Consider the following 21,609-nt stretch of genomic DNA (forward strand, 5'->3'; position numbering starts at 1 on the left):
GCCTAGGACAGCGACAACCCGAGCTTCCGGCCGGCGAGTCCGCGGCCCATCGTGGTGATGCGGTCGGCGATCGCGCTGAGGGCCACGGCGGACGGGTCCTCCGGGGCGCCGAGCACCACCGGCACCCCCGCGTCACCGCCCTGTCGGAGCGGCACCGACAGCGGCACGCTGCCGAGCACCGGCACGGGGGCGTCCTGGCCGCGGGACAGCCGCGCCGCGGTCTCGGCGCCACCGCCCTCGCCGAACAGGTGCAGGACCGAGCCGTCGGGCTGCACGAGTCCCGCCATGTTCTCGACCACGCCGATCACCCGTTGGCCGGTCTGGCGCGCGACGATCCCGCTCCGCTCGGCGACGTCGGCCGCGGCGGTCTGGGGTGTCGTGACCACCAGGACCTCGGCGTGGGGGAGCAGCTGGCCGACGGAGATCGCCACGTCGCCGGTGCCAGGGGGCAGGTCGAGGAGCAGCACGTCGAGGTCGCCGAAGAACACGTCCGTCAGGAACTGGTTCACCGTGCGGTGCAGCATCGGACCGCGCCACGAGACCGCGGTCGAGACGTCGTCGACGAACATGCCGATCGACACGACCTTCACGTCGTGCGCCACCGGGGGCAGGATCATGCTGTCCACCCGGGTCGGACGGGGCGCGACCCCGTGCTCGTCGGTCAGGCCCATCAGCCCGGGCACGCTGAAGCCGTGCACGTCGACGTCGACGACCCCGACCCGCAGACCGCGGCGGGCGAGGGCCACGGCGAGGTTCACGGTGACGGTGGACTTGCCGACGCCGCCCTTGCCGCTCGTGACGGCGATGACGCGGGTGAGCGAGTCCGCGGTGAACTGCACGCCCTGCGGCCGGCCGGCGCGCAGCCGGTCGGTGAGCGCGGCACGGGTCGCCGGGTCCATCACCGAGACGTCGACCGCGACGGTCGAGACCCCCGCGACCGAACCGGCGGCGACGCGCACGTCGCGCTCGATGGTGTCGGCGGCGGGGCACCCCACGATCGTGAGCTGCAGGTCGACGCGCACCGAGCCTCCCGGCTGCACGTCGACACCACGGATCATGTCGAGCTCCGTGACGGGCCGACGGATCTCGGGGTCGATGACGCGGCCGAGCGCGGCGAGGACCGCCGTGCCCAGCTGCTCGTCGGTGGGGACGGCGTCAGCCACGGGCGTTCGTCGCCCCCGACTCGTCGCCGTAGGCGGCGTCGGACGCGTCGCGCCGGTCGATCTCCTCGAGCAGGGAGCGGAGCTCGGCCCGGATGAAGTCCTTCGACGCCATGTCACGCATCGCCAGCCGCAGCGCCACGACCTCGCGGGCCAGGTACTCGGTGTCCGCCAGGTTGCGCTCGGCGCGCTGCCGGTCCTGCTCGAACTGCACGCGGTCGCGGTCGTCCTGCCGGTTCTGCGCGAGCAGGATGAGCGGCGCCGCGTACGAGGCCTGCAGCGACAGCACCAGGGTGAGGGCGGTGAAGCCGATCGCCGCCGAGTCGAACTGCCACGGCTTGGGGGCCAGCGTGTTGTAGCCCATCCACACCACGCAGAACAGGGTCAGGCCGACCAGGAACCACGGCGTGCCCATCGCACGCGCGATGCCCTCGGTCGCCCGGCCGAAGGTGTCACCACGACCGCGTCGGCGGGTGGGGAGCACGCGCGTGCGCATGCCCTTGGGGGAGTCGAGTCGGACCTCCTGGCGGTCCCGCTCGCGGCGGTTCTCATCCGTTCGTGCCACGGGTGGTCCTCCTTCCCGTCGTCACGGGAGTCCTGCGTTGGCGTTGGCGTGGGAGTGGTGAGGGTTCCCCCTCGCCCTGACTTCGCCAGTCGTCGGGCAGGACGTGGTCGAGGACGTCGTCGATCGTCACCACCCCGACGAGACGGTGGGCGTCGTCGACCACGGGGACGGACAGCAGGTTGTAGGTCGCCATGATGCGGGTGACCTCGGCGGCACTCGCATCGACGCGGACCGGCTCGGTCTGCTGGTCGATGAGGGTGCCGAGCCGTTCGTTCGGCGGGTAGCGGAGCATGCGCTGGAAGTGCACGAGCCCCAGGAAGCGGCCGGTCGGCGGCTCGTACGGCGGCAGGGTCACGCACACCGCGGCGCCGAGCACCGGGGCGAGCTCGTGCCGACGCACCAGGGCGAGGCCCTCGGCCACGGTCGCGTCGGCCGAGACGATCACCGGCTCGGTGGTCATGAGCCCACCGGCGGTGTCCGGCTCGTACTCCAGGAGCATGCGGACGTCCTGCGCCTCCTCCGGCTCCATGAGCTGCAGGAGGGCCTCGGAACGTTCGTCCGAGAACTGCGCCAGGACGTCGGCGGCGTCGTCCGGCTGCATCTGGTCGAGCACGTCGGCGGCGCGGGCGTCGTCGAGGCGGGTGAGGATCTCGATGCGCTCGTGGTCGGGCATCTCCTCGAGCACGTCGGCGAGGCGGTCGTCGGGCAGTTCCTCAGCGACCTCGAACCGGCGCTCGGCGGGCAGGTCGAGCAGCGTCGACGCGAGGTCGGCGGGCAGCAGGTCGGAGTAGGCGGCGATGACGTGCTCGGCCGACTGCGCCTCGCCGGGGAGCTCGTCCTCGGTGACCTCGTTCCAGGTCGCGAAGGTCGTCGGGCCCTTGCCGAACGGCGACGGCGTGGTCTTCGGCTTGCGGAGGAAGAGCTGCGCGACCTCCCAGTCGCCCTGCCCGCGGTCCTCGATCGCGACGTCCTCGATGGTGGCGCGGATCCGCTGGTTCTTGATGAGCACCTTGCGACCGAGCATCTCGGCGATGACGCGGACCTCGCCGCCGCGCTGCTCGAAGCGGCGCATGTTCACCAGGCCGGTCGTGATGACCTGCCCGGCGCCGATCGAGGTGATCCGGCCGATGCTCACGAAGATGCGGCGCTTGCCCGGCACCTCGACGATGAGCCCGACGACGTGCGGGGGATCGGCCCGGCGGTAGACGACCAGGACGTCCCGGACCCTGCCGACGCGGTCGCCCGCGGGGTCGAAGACGGAGCACCCGGCGAGGCGGGCGACGAAGACCTTCGTGGCGCTCACCCGACCCAGCGTAGTCGCTCGGGTGTGGGCGTTCGCCCCCGCCGGCCGGTTGCTCGTGGACGGCGCCGATCGGTGGGCGGCTTCCCGGAGAGCGCACGTGCGATCGCAAGGTGTGCGGTGGATAGTGGCTGTGTGAGCAATCAGAGCCCCTTCGCGGGCAGGACCGCCCAGGCGTTCCCGACGCTGCCCAAGGGTGACGTCCTCGGAACGTACGACACCTACCCCGACGCGCAGCGCGTCGTGGCGAAGTTGGCCGAGGCGGACTTCCCGGTCAACCAGCTCTCGATCGTGGGCAACGACCTGAAGACCGTCGAGCGGGTCACCGGCAAGATGACCTACGGCCGTGCCGCGATCGCCGGCGCGCTGTCCGGTCTCTGGCTCGGGTTCTTCTTCGGCATCGTGCTCACCCTGTTCTCGCCCCAGGCCGGCGGGCTGTTCTTCGCCGCCGCCATCATCGGTGCCGCCTTCGGCATGCTCTACGGCATCGTGTCGTTCGCGATCACGAAGCGGCAGCGCGACTTCACGAGCGTGCACCAGGTGCTCGCCACGACCTACCAGATCGTCGTCAACCCGCAGCTGACCGGGCAGGCGCAGCGGATCCTCGGCCAGCACGGCGCGACGCCGTCGACGCACTGGAACGACGGGCAGCAGGGTGGCCCCGGTGGGCGCGGCCCGGGTGGTCCCGGCCAGGGTGGGTTCGGCCCCGGTGGTTCCGGCCCCGGTGCGCCCGGGCAGCAGCCGTGGCGTCCGGGCCCCGGTGGGGTCCCGCCGCAGCAGCCGCCGTACGGTGGCCACGCCACGCCCCACCAGCAGCCTGGAGGCCCGCAGCAGTCCGGCACGCCGGGTCCCGGCCCGCAGCAAGGCGGGGACCAGGGCGCGCCCCGGTACGGCACGAACGACGGGCCGCGGTACGGCACGAACGACGGGCCGCGCTACGGCCAGGACCCGGCCGCCGCTCCCGCCCCCGATGCCTCGACCACGCCGCAGCACCGTCCGACCGAGCCGCCGCGCTACGGCACGAACGACGGACCCCGGTACGGGCAGGACCCTGCGGCGACGCCCGCACCCGACGCTCCGGCCGTCCCGCAGCGTCGTCCCTCCGACCCGCCGCAGTACGGCGAGCGGGTGCCCGGTGCGACGCCGCCGGAGTCGGACCCGGAGCGTCCCGAGGACGGTGCCCGGGGCTGACGGGCCGCTGCCGCAGTTCGGTGAGATCGCACTTCGCCCCGGTCCACATCTGCTGGACCGGGGCGGAGTGCGATCTCGTCGGCGCGCGGCGCCCGGCGCGGGCGCGGGGCGCCTGACGCGGGCGCTGGCGCGGGCGGCTACAGGATCTTCGAGTAGCAGACCGACAGCGGTGCCCCGACGTACGGGCCGAAGTTCGCGATGCGGCGGAAGCCCTCACGCTGGTAGAAGCCCACGGCGCGCTTCTGCTCCGTGCCGGTCTCGAGCACGAGCGCCGGTGACCCGAGGTCGAGCGCGGCCTCTTCGAGCCGACGGAGCACCGCCGCCGCGACGCCCGAGCCACGCGACTCCGGACGGACGTACATCCGCTTGATCTCGGCGATCCCGTCGTCGATGATCCGCAGCCCCCCGCAGGCGAGGGGCGTTCCGGCCTCGTTGCGCGCGACGAAGAACACCGCGATCGAGTCGGCGGTCGGCTTCTCACCCGGTTCGGTGTCGCCGCCGTACGCCCGGTCGATCTCCAGGCGTTGCGCCGTCCGCAGGCGCTGCGCATCGGGGGAGTCGAAGTGCTCGACCTCGATCGAGAAGGTGTTCGCGTTCGTGCTGGGGGAGACCTCGGGCGTCGTCACCCGCTCAGGCTAGCGGCCCGACCGGGCGATCCACCCCTCCACTTCCGAGGGGGTCCGGGGGATGCCGACCGACAGGTTCTCGGCGCCGTCCTCGGTCACCAGGATGTCGTCCTCGATCCGGACACCGATGCCGCGGAACTCCTCCGGCACGGTCAGGTCGTCCTGCTGGAAGTACAGGCCGGGCTCGATCGTGAAGACCATGCCGGGCTGCACGACGCCGTCGAGGTACATCTCGCGGCGGGCCTTGGCGCAGTCGTGCACGTCGAGGCCGAGGTGGTGGCTCGTGCCGTGGACCATGTAGCGGCGGTGGAACTGGTTGTCGGGCTCGAGGGACTCCTCGGCGGAGACCGGCAGGAACCCCCACTCGGCGGTCTTGCGGGCGATGACCTCCATGGCCGTGGCGTGCACCTGGCGGAAGGTGATGCCCGGCTTGACGATCGCGAACGCGGCGTCGGCTGCCTCGAGCACGGCCTCGTAGACCATGCGCTGCACGGGCGAGAACGTCCCGCTGATCGGCAGGGTGCGGGTGATGTCGGCCGTGTAGAACGAGTCGACCTCGACCCCGGCGTCGATCAGGATGAGGTCACCGGGCTGCACGGCGCCGTCGTTGCGGGTCCAGTGCAGGATGCAGGCGTGGTGGCCCGAGGCCGCGATGGTGTCGTAGCCCACGGTGTTGCCGTCGGCGCGGGCCCGTCGGTTGAAGGTGCCCTCGACGATGCGCTCGCCGCGCGGGTGGGCGAGGACGGCGTCGAAGTCGGCGATGACGTCGTCGAACCCGTGCTTCGTGGCGTCGACGGCCTTGCGGAGCTCACGGACCTCGTACGCGTCCTTCACGAGCCGCAGCTCGGACAGGTCGCGGGCGAGCAGGTCGTCGGTCGCCGGGGCACCGTCGGTCTCGTCGGCACCACCGACCGCGGTGCCGATGCGCGCGTCGAGCGAGCGGGTGAGGTCGTCGTCGGCCTCGCGTACGAGCAGGGCCGAGGCGTCGAGCGTGTCGGCGACGGCGGCGAACGCCCCGAGGTCGGCCGTGGCGAGACCGAGGTCGGCGGCGACGGCGTCGAGCGAGGGGCGGGGGCCGACCCAGAACTCGCCGATCTCGGGGTTCGCGTAGAACTCCTCGGAGTCGCGGCCGGCGGTGGCGCGGAAGTACAGCGTGGCGTCGTGTCCGGAGCCGTTCGGCGTCATCACGAGCACGGAGCCGACGACCGTGTCGGTGCCCCAGCCGGTCAGGTGCGCGAACGTGGAGTGCGGGCGGAACGGGTAGTCGCAGTCGTTCGAGCGCACCTTGGCCTGTCCGGCGGGGACGACGATGGTGCGGCCCGGGTGCAGCTCCGAGATGCGGGCGCGACGCTCCGCGGCGAAGGCGGCCTGCTCGCGGGGAGCGGGCTGCTCCTCGGCACGGTCGGCCCACTGCGACCCGATGAAGTCCTTGAAGGTCGAGGACCCGGGGGTCGTGGATCGGTTGCTCGTCGCGCGGGGAGTCGTGTCGGCCATGCGTCCATCATCGCACCGCCCGCTGACCCCGGCCGGTCGGGCGGCCCACCTGTGGATAGCATGGTCGCGTGCCCGACCCGTTCATCGACCTGCACGCGCACTCGAGTGTCTCCGACGGCACCGAGCGACCCGCGGAGCTCGTCCGAGCGGCCGCGGCCGCCGGCCTCGACGCCGTCGCGCTCACCGACCACGACACGACCGCGGGCTGGTCGGACGCCGCCGGAGCCGCACGATCGCTGCCGCTGACCCTGCTCCCCGGGCTCGAGCTGAGCACGCGGGTGGGCTACCGCAGCGTGCACGTCCTCGGCTACCTGGTCGACCCGGAGCACCCCGGCCTGGTCGAGGAGACGGCACGCATCCGCGAGGGGCGGATGTCCCGCGCGCACCGCATGGTCGACCGCATCGGCGAGGACCACCCGATCACCTGGGCCGACGTCCTGGCACAGTCGAGCCCCGGTGCCACGATCGGCCGGCCGCACATCGCCGACGCGCTCGTCGCCCGCGGGCTCGAGTCCGACCGGTCGGCAGCCTTCCGGGGCATCCTGCACCCCGCTTCCGGCTACTACGAACCGCACGACGCACCGTCGCCCCTGCGCGGCGTGGAGCTCATCCGGCAGGCAGGCGGCGTCCCCGTCATCGCCCACCCCGCGGCGTCGTCCCGCGGGATCGTGATCGACGAGCCGATGCTCCGCGACCTGGTCGACGCCGGGCTCGGCGGGCTCGAGGTCGACCACCGCGAGAACCTCGCCCACGGCAAGCGCACGCTGCTCGACTGGGCGACGCGCTACGGCCTGTTCGTCACGGGGTCGAGCGACTACCACGGCACCGGCAAGCCGAACCGGCTCGGCGAACACCGCACCGCGCGCGTCGCCTTCGACGCCATCCTGTCCGAGGCCACCGGCAGCGCTCCCGTGGTCGGCGCCGGTTCCCGCCTGGCCTGACACCGGTCGCCGTCGCCGCTTCGCGCGCAGCGACGGTTCGCGGACGCGCGAGACCGTGCGGTGTCGTCCAGCGCGGATCGTGCGGGCGCGGTTCGCGGGGCGGAACGACGAAGGGCCCGTCGCGTCAGCGACGGACCCTCCGGCCTGGAGGCGCTACTCGCCGTCCGACGTGCCCTGCGGCGACGAGGCGGTCGCCGAGGCGTCCCCGGTGCCGGCCCCGCGGCGGCGGCGACGACGGCGACGCTTCGCGGCGCCGTCGGTGGTCGTGCCGTCCTCGGTGGTGGCGACCGACTCGGACGCCGGTGCCGACGCGGCGGGCTGCTCCGAGCCTCCCGACCGGGTGCGGCTGCGCGACCGTGAGCGCGACGCGTCACGCGAGCCGCCGGCGGGCCGGTCGCTGCTGCGCTTCTCGGGGGCGCCGGCGGACGCGGCGTGGGACGAGGCGCCGGGCAGGCGACCCTTGGTGCCCTTCGGGATGTCGAGCTCCTCGAACAGGTGGGGCGACGACGAGTAGGTCTCGACGGGCTCGGGGATGCCGAACTCCAGGGCCTTGTCGATCAGCGTCCACTTGTGCAGGTCGTCCCAGTCGACGAACGTCACCGCGATGCCGGTCTTGCCCGCACGGCCGGTGCGGCCGGCGCGGTGCAGGTAGGTGTCCGGGTCGTCCGGGATCGTGTGGTTGATCACGTGCGTGACGTCGTCGACGTCGATGCCGCGGGCCGCGACGTCGGTGGCGATGAGGACGTCGCGCTTGCCCGCCTTGAACGCGGCCATCGCGCGCTCGCGCTGCTCCTGGTTGAGGTCACCGTGCACCGCAGCGGCGTTGAACCCGCGGTCCTTGAGCTCCTCGACCAGCTTCGCCGCCGCACGCTTGGTGCGCGTGAAGATCACGGTCTTGCCGCGGCCCTCGGCCTGCAGGATGCGGGCGATGACCTCGTCCTTGTCGAGCGAGTGCGCGCGGTAGATGACGTGCTTGATGTTGGCCTGCATGAGGCCCTCGTCCGGGTCGGTCGCCCGGATGTGCACCGGACGGCTCATGAACCGGCGGGCGAGCGCGACGATCGGCGCGGGCATCGTCGCCGAGAACAGCATCGTGTGCCGGACGTCCGGGACGGCCTGGAAGATGCGCTCGATGTCGGACAGGAACCCGAGGTCGAGCATGCGGTCGGCCTCGTCGAGCACGACCTCCTGCACGTGGGACAGGTCGAGCAGGCGCTGGCGCTGGAGGTCGATGAGTCGACCCGGCGTGCCCACGACGATCTGGGCGCCCGCCTTCAGCTGCTCGATCTGCCCCTCGTACGCCTTGCCGCCGTAGATCGACACGATGGTCGTCGGACGGTTCGAGGTCGCGAGTTCGAGGTCCTCGGTGACCTGGACCGCGAGTTCGCGCGTCGGGACGACGACGAGCGCCTTCACACCGGGCTCCGGGTCGGCACCGAGGCGCTGGATGAGGGGCAGGCCGAACCCGAAGGTCTTGCCGGTACCCGTCTTGGCCTGACCGATGATGTCCTGGCCGGTGAGGGCGAGCGGGATCGTCTGCTGCTGGATCGGGAAGGGCTCGTGGATGCCCTTCGTCGCGAGCGCGTCGACGATGTCCTGCTCGATGGAGAGTTCTGCGAAAGTCAAAGGATCACCTTAGTTCTGGTGGAAGTCCGGGCCAGTCTACCGACGGGCGCGTGCTCCGGGGTGCGACGGGCGGCGCGGGCCGGTGCGACCCGTATGCTTGGGGCGTGGTGTCGTGGTGGAACCGGAAGCGCGCGGCGCAGCTCGCAGCCGCGTGGCTCGCGTCGCGGAACCCGCGCGGAGCCGCTCAGGTCGGGCGCCTCGCGCTCGACGACGTCAGTCCTGAACTCGACGTGTACCTCGGGCAGGCCGCCTACCTGCAGCTCTCGGTCTACGAGACGATGGGGCGTGCCGGCGCATCGGCCCCGACGCTGTCCGGTCGGCTCGTCACGGGCGTGCTCGCGACCACCGCGCTCGAGCGGCACCGCACGATCGTGGCCGAGATCGAGCGCATCGGCGAGGACCCCGCGGCACTGATGGCTCCGCACCGCGAGGCGATCGACCTGTTCCTCGAGCGCACGAGCGGTGCCGACTGGTACGAATCGATGCTCACCGGGTACGTCACGGCCGGCATCCTGAACGACCTGTTCGGCAACCTGCTGCGCTCGCTGCCGATCGACGTCCGCCAGCGGCTGCGCTCGGTGTTCGACGCACGCGAGGAGGCCGCGGTCGTCGAGGAGCTCACGGCCCACATCGAGGACGACCCGCAGATCGGGTCGCGCCTGGCGATGTGGGGCCGACGGCTCGTCGGGGACACCCTGCTCGTGGCCCGGTCGGCGCTCGCGTCCCACGCCCGTGAGGACCAGGAGCGGCTCGAGCCGGTGTGGACGGAACTCATCGCCGCGCACACCCGGCGGATGGACGCCCTCGGCCTGACGGCCTGAGCAGCGTCGGACGGTCCGGGAGTCAGGTCTCGCCCGGGCGGCCCCGGTGCTCGGTGGTTCAGGCGCCGCGGGCGGCGAGCTGCTCGTAGTACGCGGCGTCCTGCCGCTCACGTCGGGTGCCGAGCAGCCACGCGACGACGACCGCCACGAGTCCGGCACCGATCAGGGCGACGACCCAGATCCAGGTGCCGTCGTACCGCCAGCCCGCCCAGGTCAGGGCCTCCCAGAGCACGGCCGCGGCGATGCCGCCGACCGCGGGGCCGACGAGCACACCGCGACTGGACCGCCACGGCAGGACCACGTGGGCGATCGCCCCGAGGACCAGACCGCCGATGACGGCGAGGAGCAGTTCCACGTCGTCAGGCGACGAAGCCGATGCGCCGTGCCTCTTCCGCGCCGACCTCGACGTACGCCAGTGCTGCGACGGGGACGATGAACCGGCGGCCCTTCTCGTCCTGCAGCGACAGGTGGGTCGACTTCGCCGCGAGGGCCTCGGACACGGCCTTCTCGACCTCGTCCGCGGTCTGGGCGGTCTCGAACGCGATCTCGCGCGGGCTGTTGATGATGCCGATCTTGATGTCCACGAGCACAGCGTATCCGAGCGGCCCCGTGCGGTACCGGGCGTTCGCCGCCGGCGCACACCACCCATCGCGCGGTTCCCGCCCCGCGCGTTGCGCACCCGTGCTGTCGGCGGTCCTGGGTACCGTACGAGCGTGCCGAAGACCACGTTGACGCCCGCCCCCGCCGACACCGGGGTCGCGCGGGCACTGGTCGACGACCCCTCCCAGGCCGCGGTCCTGGCACTGCCCGACGACCGCCACGCGGCGGTGATCGGCGCACCGGGCACGGGCAAGACCACGACGCTGGCGCGGCTCGTGGCGGCACGCATGAACCGTCCCGGCGCGATCAGCCCCGACGGCCACGCGACGGTGCTCGCGCTCACCTCGGCCCGCACCGCGGCCACGGCGCTCCGTGACCGGCTGGCGGTCGCGGTCGACCGCGTGGTGCCGGGAGCGCTGGCCCGCACCGTCAACTCGCTCGCCTTCCAGATCGTGACGCACGCCGCCGACGTCCAGGGACAGGAGCCGCCGACGCTCCTGACCGGTGGCGAGCAGGACCGCATCATCGCCGACCTGCTCGCCGGGCACGAGCTCGACGGCACCGGTCCGGACTGGCCGGACCCCATCACGGCCGTGGTGCGGGAGCGTGCCGGGTTCCGGACCGCGCTCCGTGACGTGATGATGCGCGCGGTCGCCGCCGGCGTCGAGCCCGACGACATGCGCGACCTCGGCGGCGAGCTCGGCCGACCCGAGTGGCGGGCGGTCGGCGACTTCGTCGACGAGTACCGGGCGTCCGTCACCGCGTTCCGGCCCACCGCGCTCGACTCCGGCGAGCTCGTCGCCTTCGCCACCGCCGCCGTGCTGCGGGGCGAACTCCCCGCGAGCATCGCCGCGCTGCGGATGGTCGTCGTCGACGACACCCAGGAACTCGTCGAGGGCGAGGTCGCCCTGCTCGGGGCGCTCGCGCGGTCGGGCGTGCAGGTCGTGGCGTTCGGCGACCCCGACATCGCCGCGTCGGCCTTCCGCGGCGCCGAACCCGACGTGCTCGGCCGGCTCGCGACGCGGCTCGGCGTCGACCACGTCGAGACCCTGTTCCTCAGCGCCGTGCACCGCCACAGCGCTCCGGTCCGCGCCCTCGTCTCGGCGGTCACCGGACGGATCGGCACCGCCGCCGCCGGCCGGCAGCGCGGCGCGACGGCGGACGACGCGGACACCCGTCCCGACGCGGTGCTCCACCTGGAGGCACCGAGCCGTTCCGCGCTCGTGGTGGCCATCGCCCGACGACTGCGCGAACACCGCCTGCTCGACGGTGTGCCGTGGCACCGGATGGCCGTCGTCACCCGCAGCGGTGCCGCGATCCCGGAACTCGTCCGTGCGCTCTCCGTCGCCGAGGTCCCCGCGACGGCGGGAGCCGCGCCCGTCCGCCCGCGCGACGACACCGCGGCACGCGCGCTGCTCGACGCGGCGGCGGTGGCGCTCGACGTCCTGCCGCTCGACGCCGCCCTGGCCACCGCGTTCGCGACCGGGCCGCTCGGCGGGCTCGACACCCTGGCCATGCGTCGGCTCCGGCTCGCCCTGCGTCGCGAGGAGCTCGCGGGCGACGGCACCCGGACGGCCGACGAGCTGCTGGTCGACGCCCTCGGCGCACCGGAACGACTGGCCACGGTCGACGCCGGGTTCGCGCGGCGTGCCACCCGGCTCGCGCGCAGCCTGGTGCAGGCCCGGGCCGACGCGCAGGCCGGTTCGAGCATCGAGGAGATCCTCTGGGGGCTCTGGGAGCGCAGCGGGCTGGCCGGGTCCTGGGGTGCGCAGTCCGCCGCGGGTGGCGTCGGTGCCGGCGAGGCCGACCGGCACCTCGACGCGGTGGTCGGGCTCTTCACGGCGGCGAAGCGGTTCGTCGAGCGCACGCCGGACGCCCCCGCCCGGGTCTTCGTCGACGACCTGCTCGGCGCTGACCTGCCCGAGGACTCCATCGGTCCCGACCGCACGGCCGGGCGGGTCCGGGTCCTCACCCCGTCGGCCACCATCGGACTCGAGTGCGACGTCGTCGTGGTGCTCGGTCTGCAGGACGGCGTCTGGCCGAACACCCGGGTGCGCGGCAGCCTGCTCGACCCGGACGGCCTGGTACGCGCAGCCGCCGGCGTCGAGCGATCCCCGATCGACGACCGCGCCGCGGTGGTCGCCGACGAACTCCGGCTGTTCGCCCGCGCGGTGTCCCGCGCCACCACCCAGGTCGTGATCGGCACGGTCGCCAACGACGACGAGTCCCCGTCGCCCTTCGTCCGACTGGTGCCGGTGCCGCCGGACCGACAGCCGACCGTGCACCCGCTGTCGCTGCGCGGTCTGGCCGGATCGCTCCGCCGCCGGGTCGTGGCGTCCGGTGACCACGAGGCAGCATCGGCCCTGGCGCGGCTCGCCGCGGCCGAGGTGCCCGGGGCCGACCCCGGCGAGTGGTACGGACTCGCCGAGCCGACGACCGAGGCCCCGCTGGTCGACCTCGACGCCGAACCGGTGCCGGAGGTCGAGGACGGCGAGCCCGTCCCGCCGACCGTCTCGGTGTCACCGTCGCGGATCGGGACGTTCGAGGAGTGCCCCGTGCACTGGTTCGCGCAGACCTTCGGCGGCGGCGCCCCGAGTCCGGCGATGGGCATCGGGACGATCGTGCACGAGGCGATGGAGCACGCGACCGCGATCGACGTCGAGTCGCTGTGGGAGCGGGTCGAGGGGCGCTGGGACGAGCTGACCTTCGAGTCGCCGTGGGTGGCGGACCGTGAGCGCGCACGGACCCGTCGGATGATCGAAGGGCTCAGCGACTACCTGCGGACGTTCGCCAGCGCCGGCCGTCGACTGCTCGGCGCCGAGACCTCGTTCGCGCTCGTCACCGGCCCCGCCCGGATCCGCGGCAGCATCGACCGCATCGAGGTCGACCCGGAGGGGCGGGTCAGCGTCGTCGACCTGAAGACCGGGCGGTGGATGCCGAGCGAGAAGAAGGACATGCCGGAACACCCGCAGCTCGGCGCCTACCAGCTGGCGGTCGAGGACGGCGCCGTCGAGGGCGTCCCCGCCGGGTCACCGATGACCGATGCGCGGCTGGTGTTCGTGCAGAACGCCCGCGGGGGGAACGCCTTCTCGGAGCGCACCCAGCACGCCTTCGACGAGGTCGCGCGCGAGGCCTACCGTGAGCGTCTGCACGGGGTGGCCCGTGGGATGGCGGGGCGGACCTTCGTGGCCAACGTGGACGACCACTGCGAGAAGGCCCGGACCGGCGTCGAGTGCCGGATCCACGTGGTGGCGGAGGTGACCTGGTGAGCGACACGTCCGACGCCGCGGGCACGGTCGGCACGTCCGACGCGGCGGACACGGCGAGCACGGCTGCTGTGCCGGACCCGGCCGCTGCGCCGCCCGTCATCCGGCACGGGGCCGACGCCGTCGCCGACGCACTCGGTCGCCCGCGGCCCACGGCCCAGCAACGCGCCGTCATCGAGTCGCCGCTCGTGCCGGCCCTGGTCGTGGCGGGCGCCGGCAGTGGGAAGACCGAGACCATGGCCTCCCGCGTGGTCTGGCTGCTGGCCAACGGGCTCGTCCGTCCCGACGAGGTCCTGGGACTGACGTTCACGCGCAAGGCCGCCGGCGAACTGTCCGTCCGCATCAACGACCGCATCCGCGCGCTGGAGGAAGTCGGCCTGATCACGCCGGGCGACGCGTTCGAGGCCCCCACCGTCTCGACGTACAACGCCTTCGCGAACGCCGTCTTCCGCGAGAACGCACTGCTCGTCGGCCGTGACGGCGAGTCGCAGGTGCTCACCGAACCATCCGCGTGGCAGCTCGCCCGCCGGGTCGTGGTGGCCGCCCGCGACGACCGCCTGGCGGGCCTCGACCGCGACGTCGACACCCTGACCGCCGCCGTCGTGGCGCTCGCCGGGGCCACGTCCGAGCACCTCGTCGAACCGGAGGACCTGCGCCGGTTCGCCGTCGAGTTCTCCGGCCTGCTCGAGCTGCCCGGCAACCGTGGCAAGCCGTACAAGGCCATCACCGACGCGGTCGCGGCGATCGGTGCGCTCGACCCGCTGGCCGACCTGGTCGCGGAGTTCCGTCGGCAGAAGATCGACCGCGGGTTCGTGGAGTTCTCCGACCAGATCGCCCTCGCACTCGCGGCGGCCGAGTCCGCCCCGCGGGTCGTCACCGACCTGCGGCAGCGGTACCGCGTGGTGCTGCTCGACGAGTACCAGGACACCTCGGTGGTGCAGACGCGGTTCCTCGCCCGGCTGTTCCGCGGACACTCGGTGATGGCCGTCGGCGACCCGCACCAGTCGATCTACGGCTTCCGCGGTGCGAGTGCCGCGAACCTCGCCCGGTTCCCGCACGACTTCGGCGGTGACGAGGCGGACGCGGCACGACCGGTGACGTTCGCCCTGTCGACGAGCTGGCGCAACCCGGTCGACGTGCTCGCTGGCGCGAACGCCGTCGTCGCGCCGCTGTCCGAGGCGTCCGAGGTCGCCGTCGAGCGGCTGTCCCCGCGACCCGGTGCCGACGCCGGGGCCGTCCGGGTCGTGTTCCCGGAGACCCTGCCGGAGGAAGCCGACGAGGTCGCCGCGTGGTTCCAGGACCACCGGCGGCGGGACGCATCGACGTCGATGGCGCTGTTGCTCCGCGCACGGAAGGACCTGGCGGCGTTCACGGCGGCGCTCGGCGCACGCGGCGTGCCGTACCACGTGCTCGGCACCGGCGGTCTGCTGCAGCGTCCGGAGATCGTCGACCTGGTCGCCTGCCTCCGGGTGCTGCACGACCCGGCCGCCGGCAACGACCTGATCCGCCTCCTCGCCGGGGCGCGGTGGCGAGTGGGAGCGGCGGACATCGTCGCACTGCACCGGCTGGCGAGCTGGTTGTTCCAGCGCGACCACACGCACCAGCGTCTGGACGACGACCTGACGGCGGCGTTCCGGGCGTCGGTCGCGGCGGGGGAGCACGGTTCGATCGTCGACGCGCTCGACTTCGTCGCGACGGCTCCCGACGAGCACGGTGCGCTCGAGGCCATCACGCCGGCCGGCCGTGCGCGGATGCGGGAGCTGGGCGCGCAGCTCGCCGTGCTCCGGTCGCGGGCCGGCGGCGACCTGGTCGACTTCGTGACCCTCGTGGTGCAGGAGATGCGCCTGGACATCGAGGTCGCCGCGCACGAGCAGGGGAGCGGCGCGTACCTCGACGCGTTCGTCGACGAACTCGCGGGCTTCGTGGCCACCGACGACCGCGCCGACCTCGGGTCGTTCCTGGGGTGGATCGACGCCGCGGCCCGGCGCGACGACATGGGGCCACGGTCCGAGGAGCCGGAGGCCGGCACCGTCCAGATCCTGACGATCCACGGCTCCAAGGGACTGGAGTGGGACGCCGTCGCGGTGCCGCGGATGGTCGAGGGCGGGCTGCCGGCACGCCCGCAGGAAGGGGCCTCCGGGTGGCTCGGCTTCGGCCGACTGCCGTACGAGTTCCGCGGGGACGCCGCCGAGCTGCCCCGCCTGGCGTGGCGCGGGCAGGAGACCCAGAAGGACGTCACCACGGCGATCGACGCCTTCAAGGAGCAGGTGAAGGCCCGCAACGAGGACGAGGAACGCCGACTCACCTACGTCGCGCTCACCCGCGCGCGTCACGACCTGCTGGTGTCCGGTTCGTTCTGGGCAGGCGGGGTCCGTCCGACCGAGCCGAGCCGGTACCTGCGTGACCTGGTGGACGCCGACGTCATCGACGGTGCGGTGATCCCCGAGACCACCGTGCACGACGAGAACCCGATGGGCGAGAGTGGCGCCACCCAGTCCTGGCCCCACGTTCCGTTCGGGCAGCGCGCACCCCGTGTCCTGGCCGCCGCCGAGCGGGTGCGGAACGCCAACCCGGGTGCCGCGGGTCGCTTCGCCGCCGACATCGACCTGCTGCTCGCCGAGCGGGCCGCGACCCGGAACGCGAAGCACGCGGTCGCGGTCCCGCACCGCGTCCCCGCGTCGGGCTTCAAGGACTACCTGACCGAGCCGGACTCGGTGGCCGAGCGGCTCCGTCGTCCCATGCCGGAGCGCCCGTACCGGGCGACGCGACTCGGCACGCTGTTCCACCAGTGGGTGGAGCAGCGTGCTCGGAGCGGCGGAGCCCTCGAGACGCTCGACGTCTGGGACGGCGAACTCGACCTCGACGCCGACGACCGCGTCGACGCCTCCGCGGACGCGGTCGTCACCGACGACGATGCTCGGCGGCTCGCCGACTTCCAGGCCACGTTCGCGCGGTCACGGTGGGCGGGGCGCACGCCGGTCGAGGTCGAGCGCGAGATCCACATCCCGTTCCTCGGGCACAGCGTCGTGTGCAAGCTCGACGCCGTGTACGAGATCGACGGGCGTGCCGAGGTCGTCGACTGGAAGACCGGCAAGGCGCCGTCGGGAGCCGAGGACCTCGCGCGCCGGACCCTGCAGTTGGCGCTGTACCGTGTCGCCTACGCCGAGTTCACCGGCCGACCGCTCGCCGAGGTCGACGCGGTGTTCTACTTCGTCGCCGACGACCTCGAGGTGCGCCCCACGGAGCTGCTGGACCGCGCCGGACTCGAACGCGCCTGGAGCGCGGCCGTCGGCAGCTGACGTCCTGCGTCGCGCGGGTGGCGTCCTGCACCCGGAGCGCGCCCGTCGCGCTGCGCCCTGGAGGCCCGGTGTCGGTCCGCCGGACCGGCACCGGGTCTCCAGTCGGTCGCGTCAGCCGTGCCGGCGCTCGGTGGAGGACAGCAGCTGCTCGACCTCGCCGATCTCCATCGTCTCGGGCGACACCGACTGCAACGGTTCCGCGCTCGGCGCGTGCACCTGGTCGACGAGTCGGTGCATCATCGCGACCGCGTCGTCGACGACCTCGGTGCTCTTCGCCTGCACGCCGTGCAGCAACCAGTGCGCCGTCTCGAGCTCGTGGTGCACCCGGGCACGCTGGGCGAGCTGCCGGTCGCGGCCGCCGCCGTTCGCCTCGTAGGCGCTGAGCACGGTGTCGAAGGCATCGCGTCGGCCGGCCAGCACCCACGCGAGGTCCTTCGCGGGGTCGCCGAGCCGGAGCTCGCCCCAGTCGAGGATCCCGCTCACGGCGTCGCCGTCGGCGAGCAACGAGCCCGTGCCGAGCGAGCCGTGCACGACGGTCGGGGTGAACTGCCAGAGCTGCTGGTCGCGCGCGGCGCCCTCCCAGCGCTCCACCAGGGCGGCGGGGACGAGCTTCGTCGCGACCGCACGGTCCATCACCGAGACCGCGGACCGGAGCACCTCGAACGGGGTGAGCGACGGCAGGCCGGCGTCGGAGACGAAGCTCGTCGGCAGCTGATGGACCGCGGCGACGGCGCGACCGACACTGGTAGCAAGGTCGGGGCGGTCGACGAGGGACGCGAGGGTGGGGTGCGTGCCGGGCAGACGCGTCGTCACGATGGCGCGGGTGGACCCGATCGGGGCCTGGCCGCGGTACTCGACCACACCGAACGGCAGGCGCGTGCGGATGCCGGCGCTCAGCGCACGGATCGCGACGAGGTCAGCCGACTGCCGGGCCTCGGCCCGCTGGTTGCGCGGACGGCGGATGACGAGCTCGGAGCCGTCGGCGTCGCGGAGGAGCGCCGACTCGTAGTCGCCGGCCGCGGCCGAGCCGAGCGTGCGCGTGCCCGTGACGAGGAGACCGGGAACGGCCGTCGTCGCCAACGCGGCTAGAGTGAACTGGGATCCCGCCATGCCCCTCAGGGTAGGCGGGTGACGCGCACAGAGCTGCACGCCACGCTGTTCGGCGGGCCGCACGCCTGCCGCACGTCCCCCGCACGTCCGCACCCGATCCGAGGAGCTCTCCCGCCGTGACCGTCGAGTTCGCCGCCCGGCTCCCGCTCTCCCGCAACGAACTCGACCGCGACGCCGAGTTCCGCACCACCGACGACCTCGAGCGTGTCCTGCGCGAGGACCCGGCCACCCGGTACCTGCCCCTGCGCGGGGCCGAGATGCTCCGGAACGCCGACGGCGCCCTGCGCTTCGTCACGGCCGCCGAGGTCCCCGAGGGCACCGTGACGCTGTACCTGGGCCGTGCCGTCTCCGACGCCGCCGACGCCCCCGCCGGGACCCGGTTCGTCGCCGCGCTCGTCGACGACGCCACCGCCGCCGCGATCGAGGCCCGCGACGACGCCTGGCAGAGCCTGCGCATGTTCGGCACCGAGCTGTCCGCGCGCGACCAGGGCCTGGCCGTCGAGGCCGTCGCGATGGCGAACTGGCACGCGGTGCACGGGTTCTCCCCGCGGACGGGCTCCGCGACCGACGTCGTGAGCGGCGGCTGGGTGCGTCGCGACCCGGAAGGCCACGACCACTTCCCGCGCACCGACGCCGCGATCATCGTCGGGGTCGTCGACGCCGACGACCGGATCCTGCTCGGCTCGAACGCCGCGTGGGATGCGAACCGGTACTCGCTGCTCGCCGGCTTCGTCGAACCGGGGGAGTCCCTGGAGGACGCCGTCCGGCGCGAGGTGTGGGAGGAGTCCGGGGTGCGCGTCGAGGAGCCCGAGTACCTCGGCTCGCAGCCGTGGCCGTTCCCCGCGTCGCTCATGGTCGGGTTCCGCGCCCGGGCGGTCGACGGCGACCCGACGACGGCCCGCCCCGACGGCGTCGAGATCCTGGACGTGCGGTGGTTCTCGCGCGACGAGATCCGCGAACGCGCCGGGGACACTCTGCTGCTGCCCGGTCGTACCTCGATCGCCCGCGCCGTCATCGAGGAGTGGTACGGCGGGCCGCTGGACCTGCCGTGAGCACCGTTGGTCCGGCCGCTGCCGCCGGAGCAGGGTCCGTCGAGCCCCGGCCGCCGTCGCCCGACGAACTGCTCGCCGCGCTCGACGCCGAACAGCGCACCGTCGCCCGCACCCTGCTCGGACCGGTCGCGGTGCTGGCCGGCGCCGGCACCGGGAAGACGCGCGCGATCACGCACCGCATCGCCTACGGCGTCGCGACGGGGACCTACGCGCCCAACCACGTGCTCGCGTTGACCTTCACCACGCGAGCCGCGGGTGAGCTGCGCTCCCGGCTGCGCTCGCTCGGCGCCGGCACCGTGCAGGCACGCACGTTCCACGCCGCGGCGATGGCCCAGCTCAGCTACTTCTGGCCCGACACCGTCGGCGGCCACGCCCCGAAGATCGTGGAGTCGAAGGGCCGGATGATCGCGCACGCGGCGGACACCGTCGGCATGCACGTCGACACCCCCGTGCTCCGCGACCTGGCCGCCGAGGTCGAGTGGCGCAAGGTGCAGATGCTCACCCTCGACGAGTACGAGGCCGCCGCGGCCGATCGCGTGATGCCGCGCGACACCACGCCCCGCCGGGTCATCGACCTGATGAAGGCGTACGAGCGGCTCAAGGACGACCGTCGGCAGCTCGACTTCGAGGACGTCCTGCTCGCGACCCTCGGCATGGTGGAGTCCGAGCCGCGTGTGGCGTCGTACGTCCGGCAGCAGTACCGGTTCTTCGTCGTCGACGAGTACCAGGACGTCTCGCCCGTGCAGCACGACCTGCTGCGGGCCTGGCTGGGCGGCCGCGACGACCTGTGCGTCGTCGGGGACGCCAGCCAGACGATCTACTCGTTCGCCGGGGCCTCGAGCGACTACCTGCTCGGGTTCGGCTCGGAGTTCCCCCGCGGATCGGTCGTGCGGCTCGAGCGGAACTACCGCTCCACCCGCGAGGTCGTGCACGCGGCCAACACCCTGATGCGCGGCCAGCCGGGCGCACTCGACCTCGTCGCCCAGACCCAGGGCCCCGGGCCCGAACCGGAGGTGCTGCCCTGCGTGCACGACGGGGACGAGGCCCAGACGATCGCCCGTCGGATCACCGAGCTCGTCGCTGCCGGTGCCTCGTACGGCGACTGTGCCGTGCTGTTCCGGGTCGGCGCGCAGTCGGCCGCGCTCGAGTCGGCGCTCGGGCGCAACCAGATCCCGTACCGGGTGCAGGGCGGCACCCGGTTCTTCAACCGTCCCGAGGTCAAGCTCGCGGTGCACCACATGCGCGGCGAGGCGATCCGGCAGACCGACGACGAGCTGACCCGGCGGGTCCGGCTGGTGCTGCAGGTCAGCGGGTGGACGCCGACGCCTCCGGAGGGCACGGGCGCCGTGCGCGAGCAGTGGGAGGCGCTGCAGGCGATCATGGGGCTCGCCGAGGACGCCCCGGCCGGCACGACGATGCAGCAGTTCACGCAGGACCTGGTGGACCGTGCGGCGACGCACCACGAACCCGAGGTCGACGCCGTGACCCTCGCCACGCTGCACTCGTCGAAGGGCCTGGAGTGGCCGCACGTCGTGATCGCGGGCGCTGCCGAGGGGCTCCTGCCGATCTCGCACGCGACGACGGACACCGAGGTGGACGAGGAACGGCGTCTGTTCTACGTCGGGCTGACCCGAGCCCGCCGCTCGGTGACGATCACGTGGTCGCAACAGGGCTCCACGCGTGGGGGAGCCCGGACTCCGAGTCGGTTCCTGGCAGCGCTCGGCACGCGCACCGCGGATGGGGCCGCACCGGCGAACGGCTGACCGACAGGTCCTCCCGCTCGAAGACGAGCTGGTCGGGGTCCGGCCGCTGCGTGCGGAGCGGGAGACGCTGGACGAGCAGCCGCGTCGCGGCCGCGGCCACCGCCGCGGTCCGCCACGGCGACAGCGGCGCGGGCCTGCGGCCCCAGAGCTGCGCTGCGATCGCGGGCCAGGCCGGATCCGCGTCGGCCCGTGCGAACTCCGCGCACTGGAGGCACGGCCCGGCTCCCGGCACCACGAACGGCCCGAGACGGACGCGTCCGTCGCCGACCACGACCGCCAGGTGCGGCACGTCGCGGCGGCTCCACGCGGCGCGGAGCGCCGGGTCCACCACGTGGTCGGCGACCACCACGGCGAGCCGGGGTTCGGGGTCGGGCAGGGGCACCGGCTCGCCGGGCACGGGGACGGTCCGGCTGACGGTCACGCCCTCGCCGGACAGGAAGGACGCCAGCGTGTCGGCGAGGGCGCCGCTCCCGTGCACCTCGATGCGTTCGAGCGGTTCCGGCAGGACCTCGACCACCGCGGGCGAGGCAGCGCCGAGCACCCGCGCGGCGGTCTGCGGTGCGCAGCCCGACGCGGCAGCGAGGCCGGACAGTGCCTCGTGGCCGGTCTCGCGGCGGAGGCCGCAGAGGAACCGTTCCTCGCTCGTCGTCGGGACGGCCACGACGGCACGCGGGGGATCGACGCCGAGCTGCACCGTGACGGGGTCACGCCAGACGAACTCGAGTGTCGGATCGATGCGGATGCCCATGACCCCACGGTGCCGGAGCGGTCGGCACGCGTGGGGTCACGGGGTGG

17 protein-coding genes are annotated in these 21,609 nt (G+C 73.5%); 7 read left to right on the forward strand and 10 right to left on the reverse strand.

The window, feature by feature from the left end; all coding sequences use genetic code 11:
* Positions 1-2: 2 nt before the first annotated feature.
* Genes LEL83_RS01275 through LEL83_RS01285 form a run of 3 tightly spaced genes read right to left on the reverse strand, consistent with a single transcriptional unit; the run spans position 3 to position 3,028 of the window.
* Positions 3-1,163, reverse strand: coding sequence for a P-loop NTPase (locus LEL83_RS01275; protein WP_225557453.1), 1,161 nt, complete (start codon positions 1,161-1,163; stop codon positions 3-5).
* A complete protein-coding gene (locus LEL83_RS01280) occupies positions 1,156-1,656 on the reverse strand; it encodes a DUF1003 domain-containing protein (RefSeq protein ID WP_225557504.1) in 501 nt (166 codons plus the stop codon). The genes LEL83_RS01275 and LEL83_RS01280 overlap by 8 nt, the downstream gene beginning before the upstream one ends.
* Positions 1,657-1,708: 52 nt before the next feature.
* The gene (locus LEL83_RS01285) at positions 1,709-3,028 is read right to left on the reverse strand and encodes a magnesium transporter MgtE N-terminal domain-containing protein (protein ID WP_198657923.1); all 1,320 of its coding nucleotides are present in this window, start codon (positions 3,026-3,028) and stop codon (positions 1,709-1,711) included.
* A 132-nt stretch (positions 3,029-3,160) separates the two neighbouring features.
* Here LEL83_RS01285 and LEL83_RS01290 point away from each other — a divergent pair, with 132 nt between their 5' ends.
* Entirely contained in the window at positions 3,161-4,216 is a 1,056-nt protein-coding gene (locus LEL83_RS01290) for a YflT domain-containing protein (protein ID WP_225557454.1), read from the forward strand.
* Between the two features lie 137 nt (positions 4,217-4,353).
* Here LEL83_RS01290 and LEL83_RS01295 read toward each other — a convergent pair whose 3' ends face one another.
* Both LEL83_RS01295 and LEL83_RS01300 read right to left on the reverse strand, forming a co-directional pair.
* Positions 4,354-4,842, reverse strand: a complete 489-nt coding sequence (locus tag LEL83_RS01295; protein WP_198657925.1) for a GNAT family N-acetyltransferase — start codon at positions 4,840-4,842, stop codon at positions 4,354-4,356.
* Between the two features lie 9 nt (positions 4,843-4,851).
* A complete protein-coding gene (locus tag LEL83_RS01300; RefSeq protein ID WP_225557455.1) occupies positions 4,852-6,336 on the reverse strand; it encodes an aminopeptidase P family protein in 1,485 nt (494 codons plus the stop codon).
* 68 nt (positions 6,337-6,404) lie between these two features.
* Here LEL83_RS01300 and LEL83_RS01305 point away from each other — a divergent pair, with 68 nt between their 5' ends.
* Complete coding sequence (locus tag LEL83_RS01305) at positions 6,405-7,277, forward strand: PHP domain-containing protein (protein WP_198657927.1); 873 nt, start codon at positions 6,405-6,407, stop codon at positions 7,275-7,277.
* A 153-nt stretch (positions 7,278-7,430) separates the two neighbouring features.
* Here the strand turns inward: LEL83_RS01305 and LEL83_RS01310 are convergent, their stop codons facing one another.
* Entirely contained in the window at positions 7,431-8,903 is a 1,473-nt protein-coding gene (locus tag LEL83_RS01310; protein ID WP_225557456.1) for a DEAD/DEAH box helicase, read from the reverse strand.
* Between the two features lie 104 nt (positions 8,904-9,007).
* Between LEL83_RS01310 and LEL83_RS01315 the strand changes: the two genes are divergently transcribed.
* Positions 9,008-9,724 carry a ferritin-like fold-containing protein gene (locus LEL83_RS01315; RefSeq protein WP_225557457.1) on the forward strand — a complete coding sequence of 239 codons (717 nt, stop codon included), beginning with the start codon at positions 9,008-9,010 and terminating at the stop codon, positions 9,722-9,724.
* Positions 9,725-9,782: 58 nt separating this feature from the next.
* Here the strand turns inward: LEL83_RS01315 and LEL83_RS01320 are convergent, their stop codons facing one another.
* Together LEL83_RS01320 and LEL83_RS01325 are read right to left on the reverse strand one after the other, a co-directional pair.
* Positions 9,783-10,079, reverse strand: coding sequence for a hypothetical protein (locus LEL83_RS01320; RefSeq protein WP_225557458.1), 297 nt, complete (start codon positions 10,077-10,079; stop codon positions 9,783-9,785).
* Positions 10,080-10,083: 4 nt separating this feature from the next.
* Positions 10,084-10,308, reverse strand: a complete 225-nt coding sequence (locus LEL83_RS01325; protein WP_198657930.1) for a DUF3107 domain-containing protein — start codon at positions 10,306-10,308, stop codon at positions 10,084-10,086.
* A gap of 129 nt (positions 10,309-10,437) precedes the next feature.
* Here LEL83_RS01325 and LEL83_RS01330 point away from each other — a divergent pair, with 129 nt between their 5' ends.
* Both LEL83_RS01330 and LEL83_RS01335 read left to right on the forward strand, forming a co-directional pair.
* The gene (locus LEL83_RS01330; protein WP_225557459.1) at positions 10,438-13,593 is read left to right on the forward strand and encodes a UrvD/REP family ATP-dependent DNA helicase; all 3,156 of its coding nucleotides are present in this window, start codon (positions 10,438-10,440) and stop codon (positions 13,591-13,593) included.
* Entirely contained in the window at positions 13,590-16,889 is a 3,300-nt protein-coding gene (locus LEL83_RS01335) for an ATP-dependent helicase (protein ID WP_225557460.1), read from the forward strand. The genes LEL83_RS01330 and LEL83_RS01335 overlap by 4 nt, the downstream gene beginning before the upstream one ends.
* A 111-nt stretch (positions 16,890-17,000) precedes the next feature.
* Here the strand turns inward: LEL83_RS01335 and LEL83_RS01340 are convergent, their stop codons facing one another.
* Positions 17,001-17,999 carry a phosphotransferase gene (locus tag LEL83_RS01340; RefSeq protein WP_225557461.1) on the reverse strand — a complete coding sequence of 333 codons (999 nt, stop codon included), beginning with the start codon at positions 17,997-17,999 and terminating at the stop codon, positions 17,001-17,003.
* Positions 18,000-18,115: 116 nt separating this feature from the next.
* On the opposite strand from LEL83_RS01340, the gene nudC reads away from it, so the two are divergent.
* Positions 18,116-19,051: an NAD(+) diphosphatase gene (gene nudC / locus LEL83_RS01345; RefSeq protein WP_225557462.1), complete on the forward strand. Its 936-nt coding sequence runs from the start codon at positions 18,116-18,118 to the stop codon at positions 19,049-19,051.
* Positions 19,048-20,814 (forward strand): ATP-dependent helicase, encoded by a 1,767-nt coding sequence (locus LEL83_RS01350; protein WP_225557463.1) that lies wholly within the window; start codon positions 19,048-19,050, stop codon positions 20,812-20,814. The genes nudC and LEL83_RS01350 overlap by 4 nt, the downstream gene beginning before the upstream one ends.
* Here the strand turns inward: LEL83_RS01350 and LEL83_RS01355 are convergent.
* On the reverse strand, positions 20,705-21,562 hold the full coding sequence (locus tag LEL83_RS01355) for a TOMM precursor leader peptide-binding protein (RefSeq protein ID WP_225557464.1): 858 nt from the start codon (positions 21,560-21,562) through the stop codon (positions 20,705-20,707). The two genes, LEL83_RS01350 and LEL83_RS01355, sit on opposite strands and share 110 nt — an antisense overlap.
* Positions 21,563-21,609 lie beyond the last annotated feature (47 nt).

It is taken from the genome of Curtobacterium oceanosedimentum, assembly GCF_020297365.1.
Classification (GTDB): Bacteria; Actinomycetota; Actinomycetes; order Actinomycetales; family Microbacteriaceae; genus Curtobacterium.

Excerpts from the sequence above, each read along its gene's own strand:
- LEL83_RS01280 (WP_225557504.1), bottom strand. The coding sequence starts at position 1,656 with ATGCGCACGCGCGTGCTCCCCACCCGCCGACGCGGTCGTGGTGACACC.
- LEL83_RS01300 (WP_225557455.1), bottom strand. The coding sequence starts at position 6,336 with ATGGCCGACACGACTCCCCGCGCGACGAGCAACCGATCCACGACCCCC.
- LEL83_RS01355 (WP_225557464.1), bottom strand. The coding sequence starts at position 21,562 with ATGGGCATCCGCATCGATCCGACACTCGAGTTCGTCTGGCGTGACCCC.
- LEL83_RS01340 (WP_225557461.1), bottom strand. The coding sequence starts at position 17,999 with ATGGCGGGATCCCAGTTCACTCTAGCCGCGTTGGCGACGACGGCCGTT.